At 68.5% G+C, this 13,834-nt stretch carries 12 protein-coding genes; 8 read left to right on the top strand and 4 right to left on the bottom strand.

Annotation, left to right across the window (positions count from 1 at the left end):
• Positions 1-2: 2 nt before the first annotated feature.
• A complete protein-coding gene (locus tag ABD357_RS26075) occupies positions 3-1,139 on the bottom strand; it encodes a CobW family GTP-binding protein (protein ID WP_344393369.1) in 1,137 nt (378 codons plus the stop codon).
• A 325-nt stretch (positions 1,140-1,464) separates the two neighbouring features.
• Here ABD357_RS26075 and ABD357_RS26070 point away from each other — a divergent pair, with 325 nt between their 5' ends.
• Together ABD357_RS26070 and ABD357_RS26065 are read left to right on the top strand one after the other, a co-directional pair.
• Positions 1,465-2,025 (top strand): DUF6082 family protein, encoded by a 561-nt coding sequence (locus ABD357_RS26070; RefSeq protein ID WP_344393367.1) that lies wholly within the window; start codon positions 1,465-1,467, stop codon positions 2,023-2,025.
• Between the two features lie 298 nt (positions 2,026-2,323).
• A complete protein-coding gene (locus ABD357_RS26065) occupies positions 2,324-2,563 on the top strand; it encodes a hypothetical protein (RefSeq protein WP_328768194.1) in 240 nt (79 codons plus the stop codon).
• Between the two features lie 89 nt (positions 2,564-2,652).
• Here ABD357_RS26065 and ABD357_RS26060 read toward each other — a convergent pair whose 3' ends face one another.
• The gene (locus ABD357_RS26060; protein ID WP_344393365.1) at positions 2,653-3,819 is read right to left on the bottom strand and encodes a citrate synthase/methylcitrate synthase; all 1,167 of its coding nucleotides are present in this window, start codon (positions 3,817-3,819) and stop codon (positions 2,653-2,655) included.
• 106 nt (positions 3,820-3,925) lie between these two features.
• On the opposite strand from ABD357_RS26060, the gene ABD357_RS26055 reads away from it, so the two are divergent.
• The 5 genes from ABD357_RS26055 (at position 3,926) to ABD357_RS26035 (ending at position 9,620) form a co-directional block, all read left to right on the top strand.
• Entirely contained in the window at positions 3,926-5,185 is a 1,260-nt protein-coding gene (locus tag ABD357_RS26055; RefSeq protein WP_344393364.1) for a citrate/2-methylcitrate synthase, read from the top strand.
• Between the two features lie 51 nt (positions 5,186-5,236).
• A complete protein-coding gene (locus tag ABD357_RS26050) occupies positions 5,237-6,187 on the top strand; it encodes a ferredoxin family protein (protein WP_344393363.1) in 951 nt (316 codons plus the stop codon).
• A 72-nt stretch (positions 6,188-6,259) separates the two neighbouring features.
• Complete coding sequence (locus tag ABD357_RS26045; protein WP_344393362.1) at positions 6,260-7,966, top strand: ATP-binding protein; 1,707 nt, start codon at positions 6,260-6,262, stop codon at positions 7,964-7,966.
• Complete coding sequence (locus ABD357_RS26040) at positions 7,963-8,643, top strand: response regulator (protein WP_344393361.1); 681 nt, start codon at positions 7,963-7,965, stop codon at positions 8,641-8,643. Before ABD357_RS26045 ends, ABD357_RS26040 begins: the two co-directional genes overlap by 4 nt.
• A 284-nt stretch (positions 8,644-8,927) precedes the next feature.
• Positions 8,928-9,620: a response regulator gene (locus tag ABD357_RS26035; protein ID WP_344393360.1), complete on the top strand. Its 693-nt coding sequence runs from the start codon at positions 8,928-8,930 to the stop codon at positions 9,618-9,620.
• A gap of 167 nt (positions 9,621-9,787) precedes the next feature.
• On the opposite strand, the gene ABD357_RS26030 is transcribed toward ABD357_RS26035, so the two are convergent.
• Entirely contained in the window at positions 9,788-11,911 is a 2,124-nt protein-coding gene (locus ABD357_RS26030) for a DNA gyrase/topoisomerase IV subunit B (protein WP_344393359.1), read from the bottom strand.
• Between the two features lie 444 nt (positions 11,912-12,355).
• Here ABD357_RS26030 and ABD357_RS26025 point away from each other — a divergent pair, with 444 nt between their 5' ends.
• Positions 12,356-12,586, top strand: coding sequence for a DUF7455 domain-containing protein (locus ABD357_RS26025; RefSeq protein WP_165255467.1), 231 nt, complete (start codon positions 12,356-12,358; stop codon positions 12,584-12,586).
• Between the two features lie 230 nt (positions 12,587-12,816).
• On the opposite strand, the gene ABD357_RS26020 is transcribed toward ABD357_RS26025, so the two are convergent.
• Complete coding sequence (locus tag ABD357_RS26020; protein WP_344393358.1) at positions 12,817-13,635, bottom strand: S1 family serine peptidase; 819 nt, start codon at positions 13,633-13,635, stop codon at positions 12,817-12,819.
• Between the last annotated feature and the right edge of the window lie 199 nt (positions 13,636-13,834).

Here is a 13,834-nt window from a genome sequence, read left to right as displayed (position 1 = left end):
CCTCAGGCTTCGGGGCGCGTTTCCACGGACTCCGGGCCCTGAGCCTGTCCGTCGCGGTCCTGGACATCGGGGTCCTGTACGTAGCGGAGAACGCCCCACATGCTGTGCTCGTCGGTGTGTGGGGCGTCCTCCTTGCACGCCTCCAACTCCTTGCCGAGTGCGGGGGCGTTGATGCCGGAGCCGATGAGGACGAGCTGGGTGCGGCGCTCCTCGCCGGGCGCCCAGGCCTCCGGGTAGAACCTCAGGAACCGGCCCACGGCATGCACGACATACCGGTTACGGATGTCTGCCGCGCCGAAATCGACGTACCCCTTGATGCGATAGAGGCCCTCAGGCCTGCTGTCGAGGAAATCCATCAACCGGCGCGGGTTGAGGGGCACTTCGGAGGTGAAGGCGAGGGATTCGTAGGCGGAGTGCAGGTGTCCGGCGTGCCGGCTACCGTGCTCGTGATCCTCCCCATGGCTGTGCCCGGGGCCGTGCTCAGGGCCGTCCTCATGCAGGTCGTCGAAGGACAGCTGCCCGATCCGCTCCGTGGACGGCTTGCAGTCGAAGAGGAGCTCCGGTTCGATCCGTCCGTACGTGGCGGGGACGACGGCGGCACGATCATTCAGCGTCCGGACGAGCCGGCGTACACGCTCGGGGTCCTCTGCCCGGTCCGTCTTGTTGACGACGACGAGATCGGCGAGGCCGAGGTGCCGGTCGATCTCGGGATGCTTCTGCCTCGTGTCGTCGAACTCGGCGGCGTCGACGACCTCAACGAGCCCGCCGTAGACGACGCGAGGGTTCTCACTGGCGAGGAGCATCCGCACCAGCTCCTGCGGCTCGGCGAGGCCGCTCGCCTCGATGATGATGACGTCGATGCCGGCCGAGGGCTGGGCGAGCCGATCCAGGTAGACGTCGAGTTCGATTGCGTCGACCGCGCAGCACAGACACCCGTTCCCGAGGGAGACGGTCGAGTCCCCCAACGCGCCGGCAACCGCCATCGCGTCGATCTCGATCGCCCCGAAGTCATTGACGACGGCCCCGATACGGCTGCCTCCGCTGCTGTGCAGGAGGTGGTTGAGCAGCGTGGTCTTACCGGAGCCGAGGAAGCCCGCGAGGACGACGACCGGGATCTGCTGGGGGCTCGCAGGACTCAACGCGCGACCTCTCTCACACCGATGCGTGCACCGGCTCGTGGACCGGCTCTCATTACGAGGATTGAATGCCGACTCAGGATACGAGCCGGTGGAAACCCCGCGAAGTGAACGATTGTTAGCGGCGTTCAGGGGGCACACGTTGGACATGGCGCCAGGAAACGCGACCCGCGCTTCCCCCTGTGCGCCCTCTTGGCCGCCTCCCAGCCGATCAGAGCCGCTCGGCACTCTGGAAGGCGGCAAGCGCGCCGCCCACCCGCTCGCCGGTCCGTTCCCTGTCGACCCGCACCCGACGACCGGCGGACGGTCGCCTGATTCGGGGGTTGACATGGTCACACAGAAGCGCGGAATACGGAGGCTGAGCTCCGCCGCGGCTGCAGCAGGGATCGGCATGGTGGCGGGTGTTCTGGCCACCATGGCCGCGCACCGTCACACACTCGAGTCACTGCGTCTGCGCCTGGAGCACCTGGAGCAGACCGCGCACACCCAGCAGCACACCAACATCGCCAACCAGCAGCGCCTGCACTGGGAACTGCTGAGCAAGGCCATAGACGACCCCGAGCTGGCCGAGGTGCTGGACCTCTACGAGGTGCCCGTGTCCCCCAAAAAGCGCCGCCAGTACCTGTTTGCCAACGCCCTGTACACGAATCTGCTCTTTTATTACCGCATCGGCAATATAAGCCGTGATGAGTTCTTCGGGCATGTTCGGGGCATTTTTCAGAACCCGATAGTCCGCGAGTACTGGCATGCCACGCAGCAGCAGCGGGCGAGCATCGCGAACTCGGAAGAGGCCGAACTCGGGCTGATGGTCGACGACCTGCTGCGCCAACTGGAGGAAGCCGACATCGACGAGTGGTGGGTGGTTGGGGAGCCGCCCGGCGACCAATAACTCAGACGCCCGCTTCGGCACGATATGTAAACTCCGCCTACGCTTCATGCCACTTGCGGGTGGATTCTGTAGCCGAACGATAACGAAGCGGCGCGTTCATCCTTGATGACAGGCGCTTGTCTGCCATCCTTGGGGCCAGAGTTGACTGCCACGCGACCGCGCAAGGAGTCGACCAACACGAGGAACCGTCACTCCAGCCGCCCGGTTGCCGAGGCTCAGCCCTACAGGGATGTAATCGCATCGGCGCGTCGACAGTGCGGAGGCGCATATGCCTTGAGACCGCTAAGGGAAAACAACTGTGAGTCAGATCATCCGTCGCCTCGGTGTATCTCCACGCGCGCGAGGTAGCGCTTCTGGTGCAACTTGCCCAGATATTTTCGAATTGGCCGACGGAAATTTCGCCATCATCGGCACAGACGCAACTACTTCTCTCGACTCACAGCTACCCGCCGACGCGGCGCGCGCCGACTACGAACGAATCGTGGTGATCACGCGCGAGACCCTGGTACGGGCAAAGGCTGACATTCCCGACGCTTGAGGCAGTCGCGGTCAACGAAGCCGTCAACGGCATTGGGTGACCTGCGATGCGGAATGCCCGGCGCCGTCATGGCGCCGGGCATTCGTTCGTCAAGCCCCCGCCGGCACCGCCACCGGCGCCCCCGGCCCCACATACCGCGCCACCGGACGGATGATCTTCGAGTCCTGTGCCTGCTCCAGGATGTTGGCGCTCCAGCCGACGACGCGGGCCGTGGCGAAGGTGGGGGTGAACATCGCGCGGGGGAGACCGCACAGTTCCATGACGACGCCCGCATAGAACTCGACGTTGGTGTGGAGATCGCGGCCGGGCTTGAGTTCCGCGAGGATCGCCTCCACTCGGCGCTCCACCTCGACCGCGAAGTCGACAAGAGGGCCGCCGAACCGCTGGGCGATGCCGCGGAGCATGCGGGAGCGAGGGTCCTCGGTACGGTAGACGGCATGACCGAAGCCCATGATGCGGTCACCGGCGAGGACTCGTTCGCGAACCCAGGAGTCGATGCGGTCGGGCGTACCGATCGCATCGAGGGTGTCCAGGGCCCGGCTCGGGGCGCCGCCGTGCAACGGCCCGGAAAGGGCCCCCACGGCACCCACGAGGCAGGCCACCACATCCGCTCCCGTCGATGTGATCACCCGGGCCGTGAACGTTGATGAGTTGAATCCATGGTCAATGGTTGAGATCAAGTACTGCTCGATCGCCCGGGCCCGCTCCGGCTCAGGTTCCGAACCCGTCATCATGTAGAGGTAGTTGGCGGCATGAGGCAGATCGTCCCGCGGCTCCACCGGGTCGAGGCCACGGTCCAGCCGGTAGAGCGCCGTCAACAGCGTCGGCACGGCCGCCGCCGCAGCGAGCGCGTCCGCACGACGCTGGTCCGCGTCACTGTCGTACACCGGCCGGAACTCGCGCGCCGCACCTAGCAGCGACAACGCGGTCCGCATGCCTGCGAGCGGCCCGGACCGCCCACTCGCCGCCGCGATCGCGGGCAGGGCGGCCAGCACCTCGCCGGGCAGCCGCCGCAGCGAGGCGGTCCGCGCCACGAAGGCGGAACGCTGTGCCGCATCCGGCAGTTCACCATGGACCAGCAGATGCCAGACGTCCTCGAATCCTCGGCTCTGCGCGAGCTCGACGGCCGAGTACTGGCGATAGTGATAGAAGCCCTCGAACCCCCGGACATCACCCAGTGCTGTGTCAGTGACGACGACGCCGGCGAGTCCCCGCGGTACGTCTACAGAGGCGGTCTCGGCACGGTTGATCTGCATGTTCCCTCCCTGGAATTGATCCGACTGTCCATGCTTGATTGCTTCTCTGTCAATATTGATTCGATCAATCTATAGTGGAGCGGATCCATACGGATACGGTGACGCCATGAGGGATCAAGAACCGGCTCCCGCCCGCGAAGGCCGACGGATCAGCACCAAGGAGACCGCAGAGCTGCTCGGCGTGAAGCCCGAGACGGTGTACGCGTATGTGAGTCGCGGTCAGCTCAGCAGCCGCCGTGAACCGGGCAGCCGGGGCAGCACCTTCGACGCCAAGGAGGTGGAGGCGCTCGCGCGACGCAACAGGCGGGAGGCGAGCGGGAGTTCACCGAGTGCGGGCGGGCTCTCCGTACGCACCCGCATCACTCTCATCGAGAAGGACCGCTACTACTTCCGTGGCGTCGAAGCGACCGAACTGGCCGCGCGCCACTCCTACGAAGAGGTCGCCGAGTGGCTGTGGACGGGCGTGCTGCACCCCGGCGTCACCTTCACCGCCCCGGAGGCGTCCGTCGCAGTCGCCCGCCAGGCCGTCGACGCGCTGCCCGAGCACGCCGACCCCACGGACCGGCTCCGCGTCGCGGCCATCGCCGCGGCGGCCGCGGACCCGCTGCGCTTCGACCTCTCCGAGGAGGCAGTGCTCGGCACCGCGCGCAGCCTCATCCCCACGCTCGTCGCGGCACTGCCGCCCCTGCGGCGCGACCATCGGGACCGGGGTCCGCTGGCCCACCGCCTGTGGGGACGACTCAGCGGCCGAAAGGCCGATGACGCCTCATTGCACGCCCTGGACACGGCACTCGCCCTTCTCCTGGACCACGACCTGGCCGCCTCCACCCTCGCGGTCCGTGTCGCCGCATCGGCCCGCGCGCACGCGTACGCCGCCGTGTCCGCGGGCCTCGGCGCCCTGGAAGGCCCGCTGCACGGAGCGGCGAGCGGATTCGCGCACCGGCTGATCCTCGACGTGCTGGACCGAGGCACCGCGGCCCCCGTGGTCGCGGACGAACTGCGCGCCGGGCGCCGCGTCCCAGGGCTCGGCCACTCTCTCTACCCGGGCGAGGACCCACGCGCGCGTGCGCTGTTCGCCCTCCTCAAGGACGTCCCCGGGGCCGGGCCCCCGCTGGCCGCAGCCCAGGACATCGTCGCCACCACCGCCCGCCACGCCCCCCTGCACGCCAATGTCGACCTGGCCCTCGCCGTCCTCACAGTGGCATCCGGCATGCATGCGTCCGCGGGCGAGACGATCTTCGCCGTGGCTCGCACGGCCGGCTGGATCGCCCACGTCCTGGAAGAGTACGAGGAGACCCCGATGCGCATGCGCCTGAGCGGACACTACGTAGGCCCACAGCCACCTCAGCCGCTCACGGATCTGTGACCCCGCAAGCCCCGAATGCCACTCCAGGTAACTCAGGTTAGGCTTACCTCCGTGAGTACGTGCACGAAGGTCTCCCGGGACCTGGACGAGCCCCTCGCGGGGACCGCCGCCCCCGCGAGGACGTGGCTGCTGCTGGAGCAGCCCGGCCCCTGGGGTGCCAATGCGCTGACCTCGAGCCATCTGGATCCCGACCTCGGTCGCACTCTGGAGAGGGCGACGGAGGACACGGGCGTACGCATCGCGCTGATCCGCCGCCCTGGGCGGCACGCCGACTGCCACACAGTTGCCGAGCGCCAGGTGTACGCGGCCCACACCGCTCCTGGAAACGTATGGCTGCGCAGCGCCACAACGTCAGACCCCGAGCAGCTACTCAAACTTGACTTCGCCGCACTGGGCGGAGGCGCATCCGGCACCTTCGACACGGTTCTCGACGGCCGCCCCCACACCGGCGACCCCCTCGCCCTCGTCTGCACCAACGGCAAGCGCGACCGCTGCTGCGCCCTCCTCGGTCGCCCCCTCGCTGCCGAACTCGCGGCCTCAGGAGTGGACGGCGCATGGGAGGTCACCCACCTGGGAGGCCACCGCTTCTCACCCACGTTGCTCGTGCTGCCGTTCGGCTACGCGTACGGGCGCGCGGAGGCCCCTGCCGTCAAGGAGATACTCCAGGGCGTACAGGAAGGGCGTGTGGTCACCGAAGGGTGCCGCGGGAGCTCCGCCTGGGAGCGCCCCGGCCAGACGGCTGAGTTGGCGGTACGCACGGCGACCGGCGAGGAGGCCGCGGGCACCCTCACCGTCGTCCGCACGGACGGCACGGCGCCGCGCTGGGAGGTGACCGTCGCCCACACCGACGGCCGCATCTGGCGCGTCACCGTCGCGCAGGGCGCCTCGCTGCCACCCCGCCAGGAGAGCTGCGGCTCGGCCCTCGGCTCCCCGGCCCGGATGGACGTAGTGGCGGTGCGCGAACTGTCCCGCCCGGCTGTTGCGAGCCTCATGGCCCGCTGAGCACGGCTCACTCAAGCGATCCACACCACACCCCCTACGGCACGGCGCGCCCGCCCCCGTACCGTCATAGGCATGAGTCCCACTCCCCCTGCCCGTCGACTCCGCCTCGGCATGCCGAAACGGATGTTTTCGCAGGTGCTGCTGATGCAGGTGGCGATCGCCGCCGGAGTCGCCGTGCTCGCAACCGGCCTGTTCCTCGCTCCGCTCAGCGACCAGCTGGACGACCAGGCGATGCGCCGCGCCCTCGCGATAGCGCAGACCACGGCCGTGCAGCCGCAGCTCGCCGAGGAGCTGACATCGACGCGTCCCACGGCCGACGGGCCCGTACAGACCGAGGCGGAGCGGATCCGGAAGGCCAGCGGGGCCGAGTACGTCGTGGTGATGAACACGGAAGGCGTGCGCTGGTCGCACACCGACCCCGAACGGATCGGCGACATCGTCTCGACCGACCCCGGGCAAGCCCTGGCCGGCCACGAGGTCATGGAGATCGACAGCGGGACGCTGGGCCGCTCGGCGCGCGGCAAGGTGCCGATGCGCGACGCCGACGGCGACATCGTGGGAGCGGTCTCCGTCGGCATCGAGTACGACAGCGTGCGCGCCCGGCTCCTCAATGCGATCCCGGGCCTCTTCGCGTACGCGGGCGGGGCCATGGCCGTCGGCGCCCTTGCCGCATATCTGATCTCCAGGCGAGTCCAGCGGCAGACCCGCGACCTGGCCTTCTCGGACATCGCCGCGCTCCTCGCGGAACGCGAGGCGATGCTGCACGGCATCAGGGAGGGCGTCGTCGCCCTGGACCGCGGCGGCAGGATCCGGCTCCTCAACGACGAGGCACAGCGCCTGCTGGGCATCGGCAACGAGGTGGTCGGGCAGCCGCTCGACGAGGCCCTCGGCGAGGGACGTACGACCGATGTACTGGCCGGACGTTTCACCGGCACCGATCTGCTCACCGTCCGCGGTCAGCGTGTCCTGGTCGCCAACCGGATGCCCACCGACGACGGCGGCGCCGTCGCCACGCTGCGCGACCGCACCGAACTGGAGCAGCTCGGGCGCGAACTCGACTCCACCCGCGGCCTGATCGACGCCCTGCGCGCCCAGGACCACGAGCACGCCAACCGCATGCACACGCTCCTCGGCCTGCTGGAGCTGGAGATGTACGAGGACGCCGTGGAGTTCGTCGGAGAGGTGGTCGGCGACCACAGGGCCACCGCGGAACAGGTCACGGAGAAGATCCACGACCCGCTGCTCGCCGCCCTGTTGGTCGGCAAGGCCACTGTGGCGGCGGAGCGTGGCGTGGCGCTGTGGATCTCGGACAGAACGCTGTTCCCCGACGAGCTGATCGATCCGCGGGGACTGGTCACCATCCTGGGCAACCTGGTCGACAACGCGCTCGACGCCGTCGCCGGCAAGCAGCACGCGCGCGTGGAGGTCGAATTGCGCGCGGAGGGGCGTACGGCGGTACTCAGGGTGCGGGACACCGGGCCCGGAATCCCCGCCGAACAGCGCGAGTTGATCTTCACCGACGGATGGTCCACCAAGAAGCCTCCGGCTCACGGCAAGCGCGGAATCGGCCTCTCCCTGGTGCGGCGGCTCGCCGAGCGGCAGGGCGGCAGCGCTCAGGTCGCGGAGGCGGACGGCGGGGGTGCGGAGTTCACCATCGTGCTGCCGGAGACGCTGGCGGAGCCGGGGCTCGCACCGGAGCCCGGTCGGGCCGCCGTCGGATACGAGGCGTGGGAAGCCGCCGTGGCAGGCACCACGACCACCAAGGAGGAGTCGCGATGATCGAGGTGCTGGTCGTGGACGACGACACCCGGGTCGCCCGGGTCAACGCCGCCTACGTGGAGAAGGTCGCGGGCTTCCATGTCGCCGGCGAGGCGCACTCCGCGGCGGAGGCGCTGCGACAGGTAGAGGCGCTGCCGCAGCTGGATCTGGTGCTCCTCGACCACTATCTGCCCGACGAGACGGGCCTCGCGGTCGTCCAGGAGATGCGGCGGCGCGGCCACCAGACTGACGTGATCATGGTGACCGCGGCCCGTGACGTCTCCACCGTCCAGGCGGCGATGCGGCACGGCGCGCTCCAGTACCTGGTCAAGCCGTTCGCCTTCGCGGGACTGCGCGCCAAGCTGGAGGCGTACGCGGCGCTGCGCCGGACCCTCGACGGCGGAGGCGAGGCCGAACAGGCCGAGGTCGACCGGATCTTCGGCGCCCTCTCCGCGGGTTCGGAGCCGAATCTGCCCAAGGGGCACTCCCCCACCACCGCGCAGGCCGTACGCCAGGCGCTGCTGAGCGCCGAAGGCCCGCTGTCGGCCCAGGAGATCGCGGACCGGACGGGGCTCAGCCGACAGACCGCCCAGCGCTATCTGAAGCTCCTGGAGCGCACCGGGAGGGCGACGCTGAGCCTCAAGTACGGCGACGCGGGCCGCCCGGAGCACCGTTACGTCTGGGCGACCCGCGCCTGAGGGCACGGTCGAAGTACGGGAATCGCAACCGCGCCCACCTCGGCACGGCTGTCAGGGGAGGCCAGCCGTGCGAGGAAACTCAGCCCGCGGCCTGCTTCTTCGCCAACTCTGAGTCTGCGCACCTGCCTTGCGACCGTAGAGGTGCCGCGTGCAAGAGCAGCAGTCTTGTGAGCGCAAGGCCTTCTTCTGCTTGCAAAAGCGTGTTGTGCTCGTTTTGCTCGCGCTACAACGCTGGAGCCGGAGCACGGGATCGACGCAGGCCCGGGCTCGGGAAGAGAGGCCCGATGATTGACGTCCTGGTCGTGGACGACGACTTTCGTGTCGCCGAAATCAACGCACAGTACGTGGGCAAAGTGCCCGGCTTCCGGGTCACCGCCCGCGCGCACACCGCGGCACAGGCCCTGGCCACCGTGGCCCGCGAACCCGTCGACCTGGTGCTGCTGGACCACTACCTGCCCGACCGGACGGGTCTCGAACTCGTCCAGCGGATGCGGGAACTCGGCCACGACTGCGACGTCATCATGATCACGGCGGCCGGTGATGTGGAGACCGTGCGGGCCGCGATGCGCCTCGGCGCCCTGCACTATCTGGTCAAGCCGTTCACCTTCGCCGCGCTGCGCACCCGCCTCGACTCGTACGCCGCTCTGCACCGCACCGTCGAGCGGGTGGAGGGCCAGGGCGTGGCGGGCCAGGAGCAGGTCGACCGGATCTTCGGCGCGCTGCGTACGACGCCCACAGCCTCCTCACCCGGCCTGCCCAGCGGACACTCGGAACCCACCACGGACCTGATCTGCAAAGTCCTGCACGAGGCCGAACATCCGCTGTCGGCCCACGAGGTCGCCGCCCAGACCGGCCTCAGCCGCTCCACCGCCCAGCGCTATCTCCGCCATCTGGAACAGGCCGGACGGCTGCGGCTCACCCTCAAGTACGGGGACACGGGACGCCCCGAGCATCGCTACGCGTGGGTGGCGCCCTGAGGCACTTGGTCGCTTCGGCCGCTTGGGGTGCCTGGGCTGCCTTCGTGAAGGCCGGTGCGGTATCGCGCCCCGTAAGGGGCGCGGGACTGTGACATATGCGGCTCCGCCGCGCGGGCGCGACCAGCCACTACGAACCCGCACCGTCGAACTGCCTCCCAGCGGAGCGCTCAGGCGTCGATGCGCGAACGGTCCAGGGTCGCCGCCGAGTTGGAGATGAACTCCTTGCGCGGTGCCACCTCATTGCCCATCAGCAGGTCGAAGACCTGCTCGGAAGCCTCCAGGTCGGAGATGTTGATGCGGCGCAGGGTGCGGTGGCGGGGGTCCATCGTGGTCTCGGCCAACTGGTCGGCGTCCATCTCACCAAGGCCCTTGTAGCGCTGGATGGAGTCCTTGTACCGGATGCCCTTGCTCTGGAACTCCAGCAGCTTGTCGCGCAGTTCGCGGTCCGAGTACGTGTAGACGTACTTGTCCTGGCCCTTCTTCGGCTGGGTCAGCTCAATACGGTGCAGCGGCGGAACCGCGGCGAACACCCGGCCCGCCTCGACCATCGGCCGCATATAGCGCTGGAAGAGCGTGAGCAACAGGATGCGGATGTGCGCGCCGTCGACATCGGCGTCGACAAGAAGGATGATCTTGCCGTAGCGGGCCGCGTCGATGTCGAAGGTCCGGCCGGACCCGGCTCCTATGACCTGGATGATCGCGCCGCACTCGGCGTTCTTGAGCATGTCCGAGATGGACGCCTTCTGGACGTTGAGGATCTTGCCGCGGATCGGCAGCAGCGCCTGGAACTCGGAGTTCCGCGCGAGCTTCGCGGTGCCGAGCGCGGAGTCTCCCTCGACGATGAACAGCTCGCTGCGCTCCACGTCATCGCTACGGCAGTCGGCGAGCTTGGCGGGCAGCGAGGAGGACTCCAGGGCGGTCTTCCTGCGCTGGGCGTCCTTGTGCTGGCGGGCCGCGATGCGCGTACGGGCGGCGGCGACGGCCTTCTCCAGGACGACGCGGGCCTGGGCGGCGGCGTCACGCTTCGTGGAGGTCAGGAATGCCTTGAGCTCCTGGGAGACGACATTCGTCACGATGCGACGGGCCGCCGAGGTGCCGAGCACCTCCTTGGTCTGGCCCTCGAACTGCGGCTCGGCGAGGCGCACCGTCACCACCGCGGTGAGGCCCTCCAGGGCGTCGTCCTTGACGATGTCGTCCTCGGCGACGCGCAGCATCTTCTTCGTGCGCAGCACTTCGTTGACCGTCTTGGTGATGGCCTGCTCGAAGCCCGCGACATGGGTGCCGCCCTTGGGAGTGGCGATGATGTTGACGAACGACTTGAGCGTCGTGTCATAACCGGTGCCCCAGCGCAGCGCGACATCGACACCGAGCTCACGGGTGACCTCGGTGGGCGTCATCTGGCCGTGGTCGTCCAGAACCGGGACCGTCTCCTTGAAGCTGCCGTGGCCGGAGAATCGGAGGACGTCACAGACGGGCTTGTCGCTCGCCAGGTACTCGCAGAACTCGCTGATGCCTCCGTCGAAACGGAAGGATTCCTCGCCCTTGCTGCCGCCCTCGCCGAGTCCGTACTCGTCGCGGACCACGATGGTCAGTCCGGGCACCAGGAAGGCGGTCTGGCGGGCGCGCTGGTGCAGCGTGTCCAGGGAGAGCTTGGCGTCCTTGAGGAAGATCTGGCGGTCGGCCCAATAGCGCACGCGTGTGCCGGTGCGGGTCTTGGGGATCCTCTTGAGCTTGCGCAGACCGGCCGAGGCGTCGAAGGCCGCGTCCGGTCCGGCCCCCTTGAAGGCACCGGGCGTACCGCGCCGGAAGCTGACGGAGTGCGTGTGCCCATTGCGGTCCACCTCGACGTCCAGGCGGGCCGACAGCGCGTTCACCACGGAGGCACCCACGCCGTGCAGGCCGCCGGAAGCCGCGTACGAGCCGCCGCCAAACTTGCCGCCGGCGTGCAGCTTGGTCATCACGACCTCGACACCGGAGAGACCGGTCTTGGGTTCCACGTCGACGGGGATGCCGCGGCCGTTGTCCCGGACCTCCACCGATGCGTCGTCGTGCAGGATCACGTCGATGTGGTCGCAGTACCCGCCCAGGGCCTCGTCCACGGAGTTGTCGATGATCTCCCAGAGGCAGTGGAGCAGACCGCGGCTGTCGGTCGATCCGATGTACATGCCCGGGCGCTTCCGCACGGCCTCGAGCCCCTCGAGGACGAGCAGGTGCCGCGCGGTGTAGTTGGAACCGTCCCGGTCTGCTCCGGTCAGCAGCGCTGTGGACGGCACGGACGTCTCGGCGGTCACGCGGTTCGCTCCTCGCTGAATTTCAAGTGGGGCCCTTTAGGGTAAGGACCGGCTTCGGTCGCCGGTCCGAGGGTACAGAGGCCTGGTAGAGCCGTTGTAACGCCACCCTCGTCTGCGACTCAGGGTAGTCCAGCGTCGCATGCCTGTTCGATCCCTCGATTGAGTGAAGTACATATCACGTTCCCTTCCAGGCATGAACCATTTAGGCTCCGGGCACGTCCTCATGAACAACCGGCAACCCAGCCGGGAGGACTTGACCCTGACAGACAGCGCGAACCCGTAAAGATACAAAGACACGCAATACGGCTCATTCGCCGCCAACCGGCAACAGACAGCCGACTCGGATCGAGATTTTTCCGAGGCAGAGTCCCGAGCGGGAACGTTTTGGGCCTGGTTGGATGTTGACCCTGGTACGACAGCTCGTCGAGCTAGAGAAGAGGCGACGTGACTACTGTTCTGACCCCCGCGAGCCCGCTGACGGCCGCTGACCGCTGCGACCGTTGCGGCGCCCAGGCATATCTGCGCGTCGTCCTCCTCAGCGGTGGTGAACTGCTCTTTTGCGCCCACCACGGACGCAAGTTCGAGCCGGAACTCAAGAAGATCGCCGCTGAGATACAGGACGAGACGGAGCGGCTGACGGCCGCCCCGGCAAGCGCCAACGAAGAAGAGCGCTGACACTTCGCATCCACGACGAGCCAGCACGGCACAGGCCGGTGACCGGGCGGCTGTCCCTGGCATCAGGGGCAGCCGCCCGTCGTCATGCCTGGTGGCCCGCAAAACCCAGCGGGCCACCACGCCCGTGTACATCCCAGCAGGCGTCGGCGCCTGTACGCCCCAGCCGGCGACCATGCCTGTACGTCCACGCCTGTACGTCTCTGTCATCAGCCGTGACTGACACGCACTCCTCAGTGGCCCGCGCCCGGCTCCCTGACGACGCCTGAGACCCGCGTATAGACGCCTGGGCTCTCAGCCCGTCCGCAGCCGCTCCCCCACGACACCAGGCCGATCAGCCGCCCCTGGGCGACCAGCGGCCCCCCACTGTCCCCCTGACAGGCGTCCCGGCCACCACCCAACTCCCCCGCGCACAGCATGGAGTCGGCCAGATACTTCCCTTCCGCACTGCCCGGATACGCCTCCTCGCAGACGGCGTCGGACAGCACCCGCACCCGGGTGGCCCGCAGAGCGTGTGCGAAGTCACCCCCGCCCGTCGTATCGCCCCAGCCGTAGACCACGGCGTCAGTGCCGGGCCGGTATGCCGCGTCACCGGAGCCCGCCATGCGAATCACCGAGCTCGCAGGCAGCGGCTCGGTGAGAGTGAGCACAGCGAGGTCACCGGCGTTCGTATAGCTGTCGTACGCCGGGTTGACCCGGACCGCACGCACCGGGATCTCCCTGCCCTCCTCCCCCAGCAGGTCCCCGCGCCCGGCGATCACCTTCAGATCGCGGACCCGCCCCAGGGGTGCGCCCAGCGCCGCCTCGCCCAGACAGTGGGCCGCGGTCAGCACGGTCGACCGGCCGATCACCGCACCCCCGCAGAACTGCCCGGCCCGCGTACCCCCGAAGCGGTCACGACTCGCCAGTGCCACCGTCCAGGGGCTCTCGGAGATCTCGACGGGATAGCCGCCGATGACGACGCTGTCGGCCGCCGCGGGGGCAGGGGATGCCAGCGGTATCACGGCCGCCACGGCCGCGAGAGACAGCGCTCGTACCAAGGGCCGACGCATACGTGCTCCTCACTCTGAGGTAGTCATGAGAGACCCAGAGTGATCTATGAGGCGACGGCGCGCACTCCACACACGCCGAGGGCCCGGCTCCCTGTGCGGGGATGCTGTTGGTTAATTCGGGCCTGTGCGTGACGTCGGCTCCCAAGACCTGGTTGTGGTCTTGGGAGCCGACGTTGTCGTATGGGGAGGGTGTCGATGT

Source organism: Streptomyces vastus (assembly GCF_039532825.1).
Classification (GTDB): Bacteria; Actinomycetota; Actinomycetes; order Streptomycetales; family Streptomycetaceae; genus Streptomyces; species Streptomyces vastus.
The sequence above is the reverse complement of the archived record's forward strand: the minus strand, read 5'-3'. Positions and strand labels throughout refer to the sequence as shown.